At 61.1% G+C, this 14646-nt stretch carries 13 protein-coding genes, 4 tRNA genes and 1 riboswitch; of the genes, 13 read left to right on the forward strand and 4 right to left on the reverse strand.

Annotated features, from left to right (window positions below; genetic code table 11):
- Nucleotides 1–70: 70 nt before the first annotated feature.
- Nucleotides 71–265: riboswitch (cobalamin riboswitch) on the reverse strand.
- A gap of 106 nt (nt 266–371) precedes the next feature.
- Genes L8I05_RS02980 through L8I05_RS02990 form a run of 3 tightly spaced genes read left to right on the forward strand, consistent with a single transcriptional unit; the run spans nt 372 to nt 3298 of the window.
- Nucleotides 372–806: a hypothetical protein gene (locus L8I05_RS02980; RefSeq protein ID WP_232109212.1), complete on the forward strand. Its 435-nt coding sequence runs from the start codon at nt 372–374 to the stop codon at nt 804–806.
- Nucleotides 803–2269 (forward strand): ATPase domain-containing protein, encoded by a 1467-nt coding sequence (locus L8I05_RS02985; RefSeq protein ID WP_242167152.1) that lies wholly within the window; start codon nt 803–805, stop codon nt 2267–2269. Before L8I05_RS02980 ends, L8I05_RS02985 begins: the two co-directional genes overlap by 4 nt.
- 9 nt (nt 2270–2278) lie before the next feature.
- On the forward strand, nt 2279–3298 hold the full coding sequence (locus L8I05_RS02990) for a HAMP domain-containing sensor histidine kinase (protein WP_242167153.1): 1020 nt from the start codon (nt 2279–2281) through the stop codon (nt 3296–3298).
- A gap of 155 nt (nt 3299–3453) precedes the next feature.
- Here L8I05_RS02990 and L8I05_RS02995 read toward each other — a convergent pair whose 3' ends face one another.
- Complete coding sequence (locus L8I05_RS02995; RefSeq protein ID WP_242167154.1) at nt 3454–4845, reverse strand: aldehyde dehydrogenase family protein; 1392 nt, start codon at nt 4843–4845, stop codon at nt 3454–3456.
- Between the two features lie 244 nt (nt 4846–5089).
- On the opposite strand from L8I05_RS02995, the gene L8I05_RS03000 reads away from it, so the two are divergent.
- Nucleotides 5090–5968: a LysR family transcriptional regulator gene (locus tag L8I05_RS03000; RefSeq protein ID WP_242167470.1), complete on the forward strand. Its 879-nt coding sequence runs from the start codon at nt 5090–5092 to the stop codon at nt 5966–5968.
- Nucleotides 5969–5981: 13 nt separating this feature from the next.
- Here L8I05_RS03000 and L8I05_RS03005 read toward each other — a convergent pair whose 3' ends face one another.
- Nucleotides 5982–6191, reverse strand: a complete 210-nt coding sequence (locus L8I05_RS03005; RefSeq protein ID WP_159958220.1) for a hypothetical protein — start codon at nt 6189–6191, stop codon at nt 5982–5984.
- Nucleotides 6192–6289: 98 nt separating this feature from the next.
- Nucleotides 6290–7486, reverse strand: coding sequence for an amino acid aminotransferase (locus L8I05_RS03010; RefSeq protein WP_197627412.1), 1197 nt, complete (start codon nt 7484–7486; stop codon nt 6290–6292).
- A 344-nt stretch (nt 7487–7830) separates the two neighbouring features.
- Here L8I05_RS03010 and uvrB point away from each other — a divergent pair, with 344 nt between their 5' ends.
- From uvrB to L8I05_RS03040, 6 genes are all read left to right on the forward strand, one after another.
- Nucleotides 7831–9846 (forward strand): excinuclease ABC subunit UvrB, encoded by a 2016-nt coding sequence (gene uvrB / locus L8I05_RS03015; RefSeq protein WP_177017514.1) that lies wholly within the window; start codon nt 7831–7833, stop codon nt 9844–9846.
- Between the two features lie 188 nt (nt 9847–10034).
- A complete protein-coding gene (gltX, locus tag L8I05_RS03020; RefSeq protein WP_242167155.1) occupies nt 10035–11516 on the forward strand; it encodes a glutamate--tRNA ligase in 1482 nt (493 codons plus the stop codon).
- Between the two features lie 147 nt (nt 11517–11663).
- Nucleotides 11664–11739 (forward strand) — tRNA-Ala (locus L8I05_RS03025).
- 78 nt (nt 11740–11817) lie between these two features.
- Nucleotides 11818–11893 (forward strand) — tRNA-Glu (locus L8I05_RS03030).
- Nucleotides 11894–11943: 50 nt separating this feature from the next.
- Nucleotides 11944–12019 (forward strand) — tRNA-Ala (locus tag L8I05_RS03035).
- A gap of 81 nt (nt 12020–12100) precedes the next feature.
- Nucleotides 12101–12176 (forward strand) — tRNA-Glu (locus L8I05_RS03040).
- A gap of 88 nt (nt 12177–12264) precedes the next feature.
- On the opposite strand, the gene L8I05_RS03045 is transcribed toward L8I05_RS03040, so the two are convergent.
- On the reverse strand, nt 12265–12570 hold the full coding sequence (locus L8I05_RS03045; protein ID WP_242167156.1) for a hypothetical protein: 306 nt from the start codon (nt 12568–12570) through the stop codon (nt 12265–12267).
- A gap of 160 nt (nt 12571–12730) precedes the next feature.
- Between L8I05_RS03045 and L8I05_RS03050 the strand changes: the two genes are divergently transcribed.
- Genes L8I05_RS03050 through L8I05_RS03060 form a run of 3 tightly spaced genes read left to right on the forward strand, consistent with a single transcriptional unit; the run spans nt 12731 to nt 14593 of the window.
- On the forward strand, nt 12731–13270 hold the full coding sequence (locus tag L8I05_RS03050; RefSeq protein ID WP_242167157.1) for a TetR/AcrR family transcriptional regulator: 540 nt from the start codon (nt 12731–12733) through the stop codon (nt 13268–13270).
- A gap of 16 nt (nt 13271–13286) precedes the next feature.
- Nucleotides 13287–14120, forward strand: a complete 834-nt coding sequence (locus L8I05_RS03055; protein ID WP_242167158.1) for an alpha/beta fold hydrolase — start codon at nt 13287–13289, stop codon at nt 14118–14120.
- A gap of 38 nt (nt 14121–14158) precedes the next feature.
- Complete coding sequence (locus L8I05_RS03060; RefSeq protein WP_242167159.1) at nt 14159–14593, forward strand: thioesterase family protein; 435 nt, start codon at nt 14159–14161, stop codon at nt 14591–14593.
- Nucleotides 14594–14646 lie beyond the last annotated feature (53 nt).

The raw sequence follows: 14646 nt of genomic DNA on the forward strand, positions 1-14646 counted from the left end.
GCGCGGAAATACACCCACGAACGCTGCAGTCTTGCAGGGCACGGATGGCCTTCCCGGACACCCCGCCGGTTAGTGGTTTTGCTTGGCCGGCAGGTCTCCTGACTGATGCGTCGTCGCCACGCTCCGGCCTTCCCGGGCAATGCCCAGTGGCGATGTGGAGCAGGCTCAGCACCTACAGTTGCGGGGGCAGTTTCGATTGGCGCAATGGGCCGCGCTTCGAATTCCCTATTAGTCCCGTGTGGGAACCGGCGCGGTATGGTAGTCGATCGTGGCGGGCAGGGGGAGCGCATTTGGCCAGTTGCTTCACAGGGGGCTCTATCTCACGAGAGAGGGTGTACCATCAATCTCTTTCCATCAGATATTAGTCAGACATGCCCACGCTTAGCGAAGAGAGCCGCCGGATCGTAGCTTCTCTGGCGCACCGTGTTGGTCCGCACGCTGACACTGCAAGCATTACCGAGGCGATTGTTTCGATTTTGCAGGATATGGGCGCAGCACTTACGCCCATCATTGGCCAGCAGGGCGTTGCCGCGCTGTACCGCCGCAGCTTCCATCTGTGCGTCTCTACCCATCCACGCCTGGCCGCCACCTTCGACAGTGTGCCGGCCGCGATGGATTTGCTTGCCCTCAAATCCGTACTCGTCGAGCAGAACGAAACCGATGCGCTGTTTTTCGGTGAGGTGTTGCTGACTACCCTCTACGAGCTTCTGACCACGCTGATCGGGCCTTCACTCACCGCACGTCTGCTGGTTGACGTGTGGCAGCCTTCTTCGAGCGACACCTCTTCGCAGGAAATTTCGCCATGAGCACCAAAGTGACTATCAACCGTCTGGCCACCGGTGTGCCAGGACTGGACGAGGTCCTGGGCGGTGGCCTGCCGGAGTTTTCGTTCAACCTCATCGCCGGCCCACCAGGCTGTGGCAAAACCACGCTGGCGCACCAGATGATGTTTGCCCTGGCCACGCCAGAACGCCCGGCGCTGTTCTTTACCGTACTCGGTGAGCCGCCGCTGAAGATGCTGCGTTACCAGCAGCAATTCGATTTTTTCGACAACGATGCGATCAACCAGTCGATCCGCTATATCAACCTGGCCGACGACACCCTGGCCGGGGATTTGGACGAAGTGTTAAGGCGTATCGTCAGCGAGGTGGAGGTACATTCGCCGTCGCTGGTGTTTGTCGACTCGTTCCGCTCCGTGGTGCTGGCCAGCCAGACCCAGCACAACCCCAACAACAACCTGCCGCAGTTCATCCAGCAGTTGGGCATGTTGATGACCACCTGGCAGGCGACGACCTTCCTGATCGGCGAATATTTCACCGAAACCGACACCAACCCGATTTTCACGGTGGCCGATGGCCTGATCTGGCTGCGCCAAAGCGTCGAGCGCAACTCGATGGTGCGCAAGATGGAAATCATGAAGATGCGCGGCCAGCCGACGTTGCCGGGGCTGCACACCTTCCGAATTGCCACCTCGGGAATCAAGGTGTTCCCGCCGGCCGCGCTCAATCGCGCCATTGAAGCGCCGTCGACGTTCCCGATCACGCGCCTGAAAATGGGCGTGCCGGCACTCGATGAGATGCTCGGCGGCGGCCTGCCGCGCGGCTATTCGCTGCTGGTGGCCGGGCCGTCGGGGTCGGGCAAGAGCATCCTGGCGGCGACTTTCCTGGCGGAAGGTGCACGCAATGGTGAAACCGGGGTGATTGCGGTGTTCGAGCAACGGCCCAACCATTCACAAAACCCCAAGCTGGCCGATTTGATCAAGAGTGGTCAGGTTGGGCTGGTGGACAGCCGCGCGCCGGACTTGTCCATCGACGAAATCGTGCAGTTGCTGCTCGGCGAGATCAGCCGTTTGAATGCCACTCGCGTGGTGATTGATTCGCTGTCGGGCTTTGAACTGGCGCTGGCGCCTACCTTCCGTGCGGACTTTCGCGAATCGCTGTCGCGCATGGTCACCGCGCTGACGTCTGCCGGTGTGAGTGTATTGATGACCTCGGAGCTGGAAGACCGTTATACCGACTTGCGTTTCAGCCCTTACGGCACGGCGTTTTTGACCGATGCGATCATCGTGCAGCGGTACATCGAAGTCGAGAGCCGTTTGCTGCGCATCATGGCGGTGGTCAAGGTGCGTGCCAGTGCCCACTCCGATCAGTTGCGCCAGTACCACATCGACGATAACGGCCTGCAGATTCGCGAGATGTTGCCGGAACAGGAAGGGCTGCTGGGCGGGCGACCGACCAAGCAGGTGTCGCTGGGAGACAAACATGTGTGAGCCCTGCTCATGAGCGAAACCGGCGGCAACAACGAAAGTGAGCTGACCACTGCTGCTCACGAACTGTTCCTGCTTGGGCAAAAAACCGTTGAGGCGCGTGCCGTGCTCGCCGCGCTGCAACAGCAACTGACGGATGCCAGCAGCCGCCTGGTGGATACCCAGCACGTTGAGCAGGTGATCGAGGCCAACCAGCAATTGGTGCTGGCGATCCTCCTCGCGCAATCGGACGCCGCCAGCCCGCCGCGCCTGGAAGAGCAACGTTTGTACCAGGAGCTGCGCGAGGCAAATGCGCAGTTGGTGATCGCCGCACTCAGCGCTCAAGACCTGCAGGCGACGGCCGAGCGCGCGCTGGATCAGCAGAAAAGCATCCTGGCGATGGTGGCCCATGAGCTGCGCAACCCCTTGACGCCGATCAGCATGATCGCCGAGCGCATGGTGCGCCTGCCGAGTGACCAGCTGCCGCGCATGCGTGAGCTGATCGAAGGCCAGGTGCAGCATATCTCGCAGTTGGTGGACGACTTGCTGGACGTGTCCCGCGTCAGCACCGGCAAGCTGCGTATCCAGCGACGCGATGTGGACATGTTGCAGATCCTCAGAAGCGCCATTGATGCGTGCGGCCCGGTGATGAGGGCGAAAAAGCAGCAGTTCGATGCGCACCTGCCTGACGGCCAATTGATGCTCAGTGGTGACCCCGGGCGCCTTGCGCAAATTCTGCATAACTTGCTGGCCAACGCCGCCAAGTACACGCCGGTAGGCGGCCGCATTGTGCTGTCGGTCAGTGCCGGGGATGAGCTGAGGATCAGTATTTGTGACAACGGCATCGGCGTCTCGGCCAAGGCGCTGCCGCTGATCTTTGACCCGTATGTGCAGGATGAACACGCGATCGGCTTCAACGGCTCGGGGCTGGGCATCGGCTTGACGGTGGTGCGAGAGTTAGTTGAAGCCCACGGCGGCAAGGTTACGGCCAATAGCGCAGGCAAGGGCAAGGGCAGCGAGTTTGTGGTGACGTTGCCGTTGCTGAGCGCCTAGTTTTCCACCGGTAAAGTCATGGTGGATTAAACGCCAGGCAGCCTCGGTCAAAGGTGGGAGCTGGCTTGCCTGCGATTGCATCACCTCAGTACAGCTGATTGACCGAGCTGTCAGCATCGCAGGCAAGCCAGCTCCCACAGGGGCTGGGAGCCTATTTACTTGCGATCCAGCCACACCGTCTGCGCGTTGCAGAATTCCCGCACACCAAAGTGCGACAGCTCCCGACCGAACCCACTCTTTTTCACACCGCCAAACGCCACCCGAGGGTCGGACACGCTGAAGGCGTTGACGAAGATCCCGCCGGTTTCCAGCCTGTTGGCAATCTCCCGTGCCTTGGCCGCGTCGGTGGTGAAGATGCTGGCGGTCAGGCCGAACTCGCTGTCGTTGGCCAGGGCCACGGCGTGGTCGGCATCGCGGGCGGTGATGATCGAGGCCACGGGGCCGAACAGTTCCTGTTTGAACGAGGTCATCTGGTCGGTGACGTTGGCCAGCACGGTCGGCTCATAGTAGTTGCCGACGCCAGGTACTTTATTGCCGCCCAGCAGCAGGGTTGCGCCTTCTTCCAACGTGGCCTGGACCTGGCCGTGCAGCTCGTCGCGCAGGTCGAAGCGGGCCATCGGGCCGACGTAGGTGCTGGTCGAGGTCGGGTCGCCCATCACCAATGCGCGGCTGGCTTCAAGGAATTTAGCGGTGAAGGCTTCCACCACGCCTTCTTCGATGATCAGGCGCTTGGCCGCAGCGCAGACTTGGCCGCTGTTCTGGAAACGCCCGATCACGGCGGCTTGCACGGCAGCGTCGAGGTCAGCGTCGTTGAGCACGATAAACGGGTCGGAACCGCCCAGTTCCAGTACGCATTTCTTCAGCGCGGCACCGGCCTGGGAGCCGATGGCGATGCCGGCGCGTACGCTGCCGGTCAGCGTGACGGCGGCGATGCGCGGGTCGGCGATCGCCTTGGAGACGCCGTCGTTGGTGACGTTGACCACTTCAAAAATGCCGTCGGCGAAACCGGCTTTGTGGAACGCTTGCTGGATGAGGTAGGCGCTGCCCATCACGTTGGGGGCATGTTTGAGCACGTAGGTGTTACCGGCCAGCAAGGTCGGCACGGCACCGCGCAGCACTTGCCACACCGGGAAATTCCACGGCATGACCGCAAAGATCGGGCCCAGCGGGCGGTATTCGATCTGGGCGCTGCCGTTATCCACCAGCGTCGGTTCCGGGGCGAGCATGGCCGGGCCGTGGGCGGCATACCATTCGCTGAGTTGCGCGCATTTTTCGATTTCGGCACGGGCCTGGGCGATGGGCTTGCCCATTTCCAGGGTAATCATCTGCGCCATATCTTCGGCTTGGTCACGCAGGGCACCGGCCAGGGCCAGCAGCCATTCGGCACGCTGGCTGACCGGCTGGCGGCGCCAGGTGCGGAAGGCAGCGGTGGCGCGGTTGAGGGCCGCGTCCAATTGCGCCTCGGTTTCGTAGGGGTAGCTGGCAACCGTTTCGCCGTTGGCGGGGTTGATCGACAGGGCGTGGGTCTGGTGAGAAATAGCGTTCATGGCACCGTCCGGCTGAATGAGTGGAATGGGTTCAGCCTACGGGGATGCATGTTTTCTGGAAACTGAATAATATTAAGCAATACATTCTCAAATTGAGAATGATTAGTGTGAGATCGTTCCCACGCTCTGCGTGGGAATGCCGCCCTTGGCGCTCTGCGCCTGACGTTGGCGCAAGGCTGTGACGCAGAGCGTCACAAGATGCGTTCCCACGCGGAGCGTGGGAACGATCACATTGGAGAATGATTTGGACCTGGTGCAGTTGGAAATCTTCAAGGCCGTTGCCGAGCAAGGCAGCATCAGCGCCGCCGCGCAGTTGATTCATCGCGTGCCGTCGAACCTGACCACGCGTATCAAGCAACTCGAGCAGGACTTGGGCGTGGAGCTGTTTATCCGCGAGAAGAGCCGCCTGCGCCTGTCGCCGGCCGGGTGGAATTTCCTCGGTTATGCGCGGCGTATTCTCGACTTGGTGCAAGAGGCCCGCGCAACGGTGGCCGGAGAGGAGCCCCAGGGCGCGTTTGCGCTGGGGTCGCTGGAGAGCACGGCGGCGGTGCGCATTCCTGCGTTACTGGCGGCGTATAACCAGAAACACGCCAAGGTCGAGCTGGACCTGAGCACCGGGCCGTCGGGCACGATGATCGAGGGCGTGTTGTCGGGGCGCCTGGCGGCGGCATTTGTCGATGGGCCGGTGCTGCATGCCACCCTGGAAGGCGTGGCGGTATTTGAGGAGGAGATGGTGGTGATCGCGCCGCTGCACCACGCACCGATCACGCGCGGGCAGGATGTGGCGGGGGAGAGCATCTACACCTTTCGCTCGAATTGCTCGTATCGCCATCACTTTGAGCGCTGGTTTTCACAGGATGGTGCGGTGCCGGGCAAGATCTTCGAGATGGAGTCCTACCACGGCATGCTCGCCTGCGTCAGCGCCGGGGCCGGCCTGGCACTGATGCCGCGCAGCATGCTGGAAAGCATGCCGGGGTTTACGGCGGTGAGTGTGTGGCCGTTGACCGACTCGTTCCGTATCCTCAATACCTGGCTGATCTGGCGTCGGGGCACGGTGTCCCAGAGTTTGAACAGTTTTGTGAAGTTGCTGGAAGAGCGCGGTCTGGTAGCCACTCAGATTTAATGTGGGAGCTTCATCAGCCGCCAAACTGGAAGGTGCCCATGGCCAATTTGGCCATAATCGCTGTTGCGCCCAGTTGCACCAGCCATAGCGCCAAGCCACCCAGGAACACACCCAGCGCCACTTGCAGCACCAGGCTTTTCTGGCGCTTGGCTTGCGGGGCGCGCGGGGTGAAGTCGTGCAGTTCGTCGCGGTCGGCGCGCAGGTCCAGGTCGTCGTTTCTCATAGGGTTCTCACAGCAAAGGGCAGTCGGGGTTCAGTCTAGTGTGTTCGCCAATAAAAAGGGGAAGCCACCGGCTTCCCCTTCGCATGACGCTGGCAGGTTTATAGAACCTGAACAATCGCCTTTGTTACCGCGCCAATGTTCGACTGGTTCAGCGCGGCCACACAGATGCGGCCGGTGTCGAGCGCGTAGATACCAAACTCGGTGCGCAAACGGGTGACTTGCTCAACGCTCAGGCCGGAGTAGGAGAACATCCCGCGCTGGCGACCGACGAAGCTGAAGTCGTGGCCTGGCGCAGCCTTGGCCAGTTCGGCGACCATTTGCTCACGCATGCCACGGATGCGCAGGCGCATTTCAGCCAGTTCCGCTTCCCACTGGGCACGCAGCTCAGGGTTGTTCAGCACCGCCGCCACAATCGCCGCGCCGTGGGTCGGCGGGTTGGAGTAGTTGGTGCGGATCACGCGCTTGACCTGGGACAGGATGCGCGCGCTTTCTTCCTTGGACTCGCTGACGATCGACAGCGCGCCCACGCGTTCGCCGTACAGCGAGAACGATTTGGAGAACGAGCTGGAGACAAAGAAGGTCAGGCCGGATTCAGCAAACAGGCGCACGGCGGCGGCGTCTTCGTGGATGCCGTCGCCAAAGCCCTGGTAGGCCATGTCGAGGAACGGCACCAGGTTCTTGGCCTTGACCACGTCCAGCACTTGTTGCCAGTCGGCCGGGCTCAGGTCGACGCCGGTCGGGTTGTGGCAGCAGGCGTGCAACACCACGATGGACTGTGGCGGCAGGGCGTTGAGGTCTTCAAGCAGGCCGGCGCGGTTCACGTCATGGGTGGCGGCGTCGTAGTAGCGGTAGGTCTGCACCGGGAAACCGGCTTTTTCGAACAGCGCCTGGTGGTTTTCCCAGCTTGGGTCGCTGATCGCAACCACGGCATTGGGCAGCAGTTGCTTGAGGAAGTCAGCGCCGATTTTCAGCGCGCCGGTGCCGCCGACGGCTTGTGCGGTGATCACACGGCCGGCGCTCAGCAGTGGCGAGTCAGCACCGAACAGCAGCTTTTGCACGGCTTGGTCGTAGGCGACGATGCCGTCAATCGGCAAGTAGCCACGGGCGGCGTGTTGCGCCACGCGAATGGCTTCCGCTTCGGCAACGGCACGCAAGAGTGGAATCTTCCCCTCCTCGTTGCAGTAAACGCCCACGCCAAGGTTGACCTTGGTGGTTCGTGTGTCGGCGTTGAATGCTTCGTTGAGGCCCAGGATTGGATCGCGTGGTGCCATTTCGACAGCGGAGAACAGGCTCATTTTTGCGGCAGCTCTATGGGGGAAGGGAGGGACGTGTCGCGCTCCAGCCGAATGCACTAGAGCGGTGCACAAACGGGGAGTTAGTATAGAGACCATCCACGCGCAGGGCGACAGCCGAAACGGCTTTTCGGCCAAGTTTTTCGGTTTATTTGCCGACCGTTAGTCTTATTGCAACATGAGTCAGCGACGGCAGGTAGGACGATTGCCTTGAAACCCGTCACATTCGCCACCACTTCTACAGCTATCATGGTTTTTTCCTGCAACCTGCGATGATTATTCGTGGGTTGCTGAGCTATTTTCGTCCTTGGCGGCTGTAGGCCCGGGGTGACTGAAAGAGGTACGTTATGTCGGATTTCCAGCTCGTCACCCGTTTTGAACCCGCCGGCGACCAACCCGAAGCCATTCGCCTGATGGTGGAAGGCATCGAGGCCGGCCTGGCGCACCAGACGCTGCTCGGGGTGACCGGTTCGGGCAAGACCTTCAGCATCGCCAACGTGATTGCGCAGACCAACCGCCCGACGTTGGTGCTGGCGCCGAACAAAACCCTGGCCGCGCAGCTGTATGGCGAGTTCAAGGCGTTCTTCCCGAACAATGCGGTGGAGTACTTCGTTTCCTACTACGACTACTACCAGCCCGAAGCCTACGTGCCGTCGTCCGACACCTTTATCGAGAAGGATGCGTCGATCAACGACCACATCGAGCAGATGCGGTTGTCGGCGACCAAGGCGCTGCTGGAGCGTAAGGACGCGATCATCGTCACCACGGTGTCGTGCATCTACGGCCTGGGCAGCCCGGAAACCTATTTGAAGATGGTGCTGCACGTGGACCGCGGCGACAAACTCGACCAGCGCGAGCTGCTGCGTCGCCTGACGAGCTTGCAGTACACCCGCAATGACATGGACTTTGCCCGCGCCACCTTCCGTGTGCGCGGTGATGTGATCGACATCTACCCGGCCGAATCCGACCTCGAAGCCATCCGCATCGAGCTGTTCGACGACGAAGTTGAAAGCCTGTCGGCCTTCGACCCGTTGACCGGCGAGGTGATTCGCAAGCTGCCGCGCTTCACCTTCTACCCGAAAAGCCACTACGTGACCCCGCGTGAAACGCTGATGGGCGCCATCGAAGGCATCAAGGCCGAGCTGGTCGAGCGCCTGGACTACCTGCGCGCCAACAACAAGCTGGTGGAAGCCCAGCGCCTGGAGCAGCGCACCCGCTTCGACCTGGAGATGATCCTGGAGCTGGGCTACTGCAACGGCATCGAAAACTACTCGCGCTACCTCTCGGGGCGCGAATCCGGGCAGGCGCCGCCCACCTTGTTCGATTACCTGCCGGATGACGCCTTGCTGGTGATCGACGAATCCCACGTCAGCGTGCCGCAGGTCGGTGCGATGTACAAAGGTGACCGCTCGCGTAAGGAAACCCTGGTGGAATACGGCTTCCGTTTGCCATCGGCGCTGGATAACCGGCCGATGCGCTTCGACGAGTTCGAGAGCATCAGCCCGCAGACGATCTTCGTCTCGGCCACACCGGGTAACTACGAAGCCGAACATGCTGGCCGCGTGATCGAGCAACTGGTGCGCCCGACCGGTCTTGTGGACCCGCAAATCGAAATCCGCCCGGCGCTCACCCAGGTGGACGACTTGCTCTCGGAAATCACCAAGCGCGTGGCCCTGGAAGAGCGGGTGCTGGTCACCACGTTGACCAAACGCATGTCCGAGGACTTGACCGACTACCTGGCCGACCACGGCGTGCGTGTGCGCTATTTGCACTCGGACATCGACACCGTGGAACGCGTCGAGATTATCCGCGACCTGCGCCTGGGCACCTTTGACGTGCTGGTGGGCATCAACCTGTTGCGCGAAGGTCTGGACATGCCGGAGGTGTCGCTGGTGGCGATTCTCGATGCGGACAAGGAGGGCTTCCTGCGCTCCGAGCGCTCGTTGATCCAGACCATCGGCCGCGCGGCGCGTAACCTCAATGGCCGCGCGATTCTCTACGCGGACCGCATCACCGGCTCCATGGAGCGGGCGATTGGCGAGACCGAGCGCCGGCGTGACAAGCAGATCGCCTTCAACCTCGAGAACGGCATCATCCCCAAAGGCGTGTTCAAGGACGTCGCCGACATCATGGAAGGCGCCACCGTGCCGGGCTCGCGCAGCAAGAAGCGCAAGGGCATGGCCAAGGCCGCCGAGGAAAGCGCCAAGTACGAGAACGAATTGCGCTCGCCGAGTGAGATCACCAAGCGTATCCGGCAGTTGGAAGAGAAGATGTACCAACTGGCGCGGGACCTTGAGTTTGAGGCCGCGGCGCAAACGCGTGATGAGATCGGCAAGCTGCGGGAGCGGTTGTTGGCTGTTTGATTGGCGGTGACTGCACCGGCCTCATCGCAGGCAAGCCAGCTCCCACATTTTGATAGGTGCTTGCATTCAACTGTGGGAGCTGGCTTGCCTGCGATGGCATCACCTCGGTCTGGAGCCCAACCACCCCAGGCTGTTACCATTCGCCCCTTGTTTCAATTTTCAGTTTTATCGCCCATTCGAGACCAGCCATGACCACCGTCCGCACGCGCATTGCGCCATCGCCTACTGGGGATCCCCACGTCGGCACTGCCTACATCGCCTTGTTCAACTACTGCTTTGCCAAGCAGCACGGCGGTGAATTCATCCTGCGGATCGAAGACACCGATCAACTGCGCTCGACCCGTGAGTCGGAACAGCAGATTTTCGATGCGCTGCGCTGGTTGGGCATTACCTGGGCCGAAGGCCCGGACGTCGGTGGCCCGCACGGCCCGTATCGCCAGAGCGAGCGCAGCGACATCTACAAGCAGTACACCCAGCAACTGGTCGACATGGGCCATGCCTTCCCGTGCTTCTGCACCGCCGAAGAACTGGACCAGATGCGCGCCGAGCAACAGGCGCGTGGCGAAACCCCGCGCTATGACGGCCGCGCGCTGCTGCTGTCGAAGGAAGAAGTGGCCCGACGCCTGGCGGCTGGCGAGCCTCACGTGATCCGCATGAAGGTGCCGAGCGAAGGCGTGTGCGTGGTGCCGGACATGCTGCGCGGTGACGTCGAAATCCCGTGGGACCGCATGGACATGCAGGTACTGATGAAGACCGACGGCCTGCCGACGTACTTCCTGGCCAACGTGGTCGACGACCACCTGATGGGCATCACCCACGTGCTGCGCGGCGAAGAATGGCTGCCGTCGGCGCCAAAACTGATCCTGCTTTACGAATACTTCGGCTGGGAACAGCCGCAGCTGTGCTACATGCCGCTGCTGCGTAACCCGGACAAGAGCAAGCTGTCCAAGCGCAAGAACCCGACCTCGGTGACCTTCTACGAGCGCATGGGCTTTATGCCTGAAGCGATGCTCAACTACCTGGGCCGCATGGGCTGGTCGATGCCGGACGAGCGCGAGAAGTTCTCGCTGCAGGAAATGGTCGATAACTTCGACTTGTCGCGCGTGTCCCTCGGCGGGCCGATTTTCGACATCGAGAAGCTGTCGTGGCTCAACGGTCAGTGGCTGCGTGACCTGCCGGTGGAAGAGTTCGCCACGCGTGTGCAGCAGTGGGCGTTGAACCCGGAATACATGATGAAGATCGCGCCGCTGGTGCAGGGCAGGGTGGAGACGTTCAGCCAGGTCGCCCCGCTGGCCAGCTTCTTCTTTGCCGGTGGCGTGAACCCGGATGCCAAGCTGTTTGAATCCAAGAAGCTCTCGGGTGATCAGGTTCGCCAGTTGATGCAGTTGATCCTGTGGAAGCTCGAAAGCCTGCGTCAGTGGGAAAAGGACGCGATCACCGCGACGATTCAGGCGGTGGTTGAGTCCCTGGAGCTGAAATTGCGCGATGCCATGCCGTTGATGTTTGCCGCGATCACTGGGCAGGCGAGTTCGGTGTCGGTGCTGGATGCGATGGAAATTCTCGGCCCGGACCTCACGCGTTTCCGTCTGCGCCAAGCCCTTGATTTGCTTGGGGGTGTTTCGAAGAAAGAAAACAAAGAGTGGGAAAAGCTGCTGGGCGCTATCGCCTAAGCAACCGGCTGTAACGATAAAACCCCGGTTTTCCGGGGTTTTAACGGTAAGTGATTGTTATCCCGGCAAAAAATTTTGAAAATTGTTGAAAATAAATTTGACAGCCTTTCAAACCGCCATTAAGATTCGCCCCGTCCTCACCGATGAGGGGCTATAGCTCAGCTGGGAGAGCGCTTGCATGGCATGCAAGAGGTCAACGGTTCGATCCCGTTTAGCTCCACCAATTTACAGGTTCAAGGTCTGGCCACACCGTCCTTGAATTGATCAGGTCTCAGCTCTGATCGGTTGTACAGAAGGTTTTGTCCCCTTCGTCTAGTGGCCTAGGACACCGCCCTTTCACGGCGGTAACAGGGGTTCGAGTCCCCTAGGGGACGCCAGTTTCAACAAGCAGCTCGAAAGGTCTGCTGCGTCGCGAGACGAAAAATCCGGGGCTATAGCTCAGCTGGGAGAGCGCTTGCATGGCATGCAAGAGGTCAACGGTTCGATCCCGTTTAGCTCCACCAATTTTACAGGTTCAAGGTTCCGGCCACACCGTCCTTGAATCGATCAGTTCTCAGCGCTGATCAGTTGTATAGAAGGTTTGTGTCCCCTTCGTCTAGTGGCCTAGGACACCGCCCTTTCACGGCGGTAACAGGGGTTCGAGTCCCCTAGGGGACGCCACGATTACCCGCTCTGCGGGATTTTTAAGGGTCATTCAATTATTGAATGGCCCTTTTGTTTGTCTGGCGTTTGGGTTTTTCGCGGCAGGCTACGGCATGTTTTGCACCACGTTGGCGGTGCGCAGTGATTTGTTGATGCGCGCCAGCTCTCCTCGCTGATCGATTTGCGGGCCTCGGTTCTGGGCGTTCTCCAGTGCGACGTTCCACAATTCCACTCCGTCGGCGTCATTGAAGAATTTGCCGAACGGCTGGTTGCCCACGCCTTCTCCTTCCACCTTGGCGATCAGCACGGTGCGAAAGCCGCTGATGAAGTTGGCGGTGTATTCGTTGGCAAACACGTAGGGCGCCTCTCCGGCCATCCTTGCGCAATCGGCGTGTTGCTGTCTCCAGGCCATGACGTTCTCTCCGGTTTGCGGTCCGTTGCATCGATAACGGCTGGGGCAGGCGTTTTATTCCATTCATCTCATTTGCGCTGCTCGGACGAGCGGTCATGCGGGTGGCTTGCCAAATATTATTATGGTAATAATATTCAACCCATGAAAGACGGAGGCAACGATGAGCGATAAAAAAGCGCAAACCCGCGAACGCATTTTGCAGGCTGCCAGCGCCGCGCTGATCCAGCGCGGCCCGGCCGAACCTAGCGTCGGTGAAGTCATGGGCGCAGCAGGGCTCACGGTCGGTGGCTTCTACGCCCACTTTGAAAGCAAAGACGCGTTGATGCTGGAGGCCTTCACTCAGTTGCTGGCCCGGCGTCGCGCATCGATTGACGACATGGACGCACAACTGACCGGCGAGGAGCGCAGAGCCCTGGTGGCGGCGTTCTACTTGTCGCGCAAGCACCGCGACTCGACGGACCAGGCGTGCCCGATACCGGCAACCGTAGGCGAGATGAGCCGCCTGCCGGATGAGTTTCGCCTGGCGCTCAACGAACATACGGAGTTGATGGCCGCCCAATTGGCTCCCAGCCCCGAGGACACCGACAAAGCCCTGGCGGATATGGCCTTGATGATCGGCGGCCTGGCCTTGGCGCGTGCGCTCGGGCCAGGTGAATTGTCAGACCGCGTGCTACGCGCAGCCAAGTCGGCGGTGCGCTGAAAAAAGGAGCCGTAGGATGGGCGCATTAACCTGGATTCGAGGCTTCAATGGCACCGTCGGCCGCCTGGCGCCGCACATGGTGGCCAGTAAGTTGCGCCGCACCTTCATGACGCCGCGCAACCTGGCCCCGCGTGACTTGGAACTGCCGCTGCTGGCGCAATCGGAGCGCATCACCCTGCGGTTCGGCTTGTCGGCGTTGCGTTGGGGGCAAGGGCCGGCGGTGCTGCTGATGCACGGCTGGGAAGGGCGCCCCACGCAGTTCGCCAGCCTGATCACGGCCTTGGTGGCCGACGGCTATTCAGTGATTGCCCTGGACGGTCCCGCCCATGGCCGTTCGCCGGGGCGTGAGGCGCATGTGCTGTTATTCGCCCGCGCCATGCTCGAAGCCGCCGCTGAGCTGCCACCGCTGCATGCGGTGGTGGGGCATTCCATGGGTGGCGCCAGCGCGATGCTGGCGGTGCAATTGGGGTTACGTACTGAAGCACTGGTGAGCATTGCCGCGCCGTCGCGTTTTCTTGATGTGCTGCGTGGGTTTGCCGGCATGGTCGGTTTGCCGCCACGGGCGCGCTCGGCGTTTATCCACGAGGTCGAACTGACCTTTGGCATGCCGCTCAAACACTTGGACGTCGCCCACTACCAGATGAATCTCCCTGGCCTGATCGTGCACGCCGAAGACGACACCTTCGTGCCGGTCAAAGCCGCGCAAGCCATTCATGACGCCTGGTTCGATAGCCGCCTGTTGCGCCTGGAGCAAGGCGGGCACCAGAAAGTGCTGGCCGATCCACGGGTAATCGACGCGGTACTCAGCCTGTTGGCCGGCCGGCGTTTACAGGAGCGCCAGACCGCCTGATACACTGCCCCGCCGACATTAATCGACTGGAGCAAGGCATGGGCTGGGATTTGGCAACGCCGTTTATCATCGATCTGCAGGTCGCCGCGCAAGACATCGACGGCCTGGGGCACGCCAATAACGCGGTGTATGTGTCCTGGCTGGAGCGTTGCGCGTGGCGCCATTCCCAGCGCCTGGGGCTGGACCTCACCGAATACCGCCGACTCGACCGCGCCATGGCGGTGGTGCGCCACGAGATCGACTACCTCGCCGCTGGCTACGAGGGCGATGAGCTGCAACTGGCCACGTGGATCGTCGACTGGGACCGGCGCCTGAAAATGACGCGCCGTTTTCAATTGATGCGCCCCAGCGACGGCGCGACCCTGTTACGCGCGCAAACCACCTTTGTCTGCATCGAACTGTCCAGTGGCAAGCCCAAGCGCATGCCGCCCGAGTTTCTCGACGGCTATGGCCCTGCGCTGACGGGGGGTTAACGTTTAGTGTGGGAAAACCAGTAAACTGCGCCACGATTTTTGTTGAGTGTTTT

Origin of the sequence: Pseudomonas sp. MONT-RG-20F-20-E-7-02 (genome assembly GCF_022662395.1) — a bacterium.
In the GTDB taxonomy this organism is placed as follows: domain Bacteria; phylum Pseudomonadota; class Gammaproteobacteria; order Pseudomonadales; family Pseudomonadaceae; genus Aquipseudomonas.

Coding starts and splice junctions, on each gene's coding strand:
- L8I05_RS03045 (WP_242167156.1), bottom strand. CDS start 12,570: ATGGCCTGGAGACAGCAACACGCCGATTGCGCAAGGATGGCCGGAGAG.
- L8I05_RS03005 (WP_159958220.1), bottom strand. CDS start 6,191: ATGAGAAACGACGACCTGGACCTGCGCGCCGACCGCGACGAACTGCAC.
- L8I05_RS03060 (WP_242167159.1), top strand. CDS start 14,159: ATGGGCTGGGATTTGGCAACGCCGTTTATCATCGATCTGCAGGTCGCC.
- L8I05_RS03055 (WP_242167158.1), top strand. CDS start 13,287: ATGGGCGCATTAACCTGGATTCGAGGCTTCAATGGCACCGTCGGCCGC.
- L8I05_RS02990 (WP_242167153.1), top strand. CDS start 2,279: ATGAGCGAAACCGGCGGCAACAACGAAAGTGAGCTGACCACTGCTGCT.
- gltX (WP_242167155.1), top strand. CDS start 10,035: ATGACCACCGTCCGCACGCGCATTGCGCCATCGCCTACTGGGGATCCC.
- L8I05_RS02985 (WP_242167152.1), top strand. CDS start 803: ATGAGCACCAAAGTGACTATCAACCGTCTGGCCACCGGTGTGCCAGGA.
- L8I05_RS02995 (WP_242167154.1), bottom strand. CDS start 4,845: ATGAACGCTATTTCTCACCAGACCCACGCCCTGTCGATCAACCCCGCC.
- L8I05_RS02980 (WP_232109212.1), top strand. CDS start 372: ATGCCCACGCTTAGCGAAGAGAGCCGCCGGATCGTAGCTTCTCTGGCG.
- L8I05_RS03010 (WP_197627412.1), bottom strand. CDS start 7,486: ATGAGCCTGTTCTCCGCTGTCGAAATGGCACCACGCGATCCAATCCTG.
- L8I05_RS03050 (WP_242167157.1), top strand. CDS start 12,731: ATGAGCGATAAAAAAGCGCAAACCCGCGAACGCATTTTGCAGGCTGCC.
- uvrB (WP_177017514.1), top strand. CDS start 7,831: ATGTCGGATTTCCAGCTCGTCACCCGTTTTGAACCCGCCGGCGACCAA.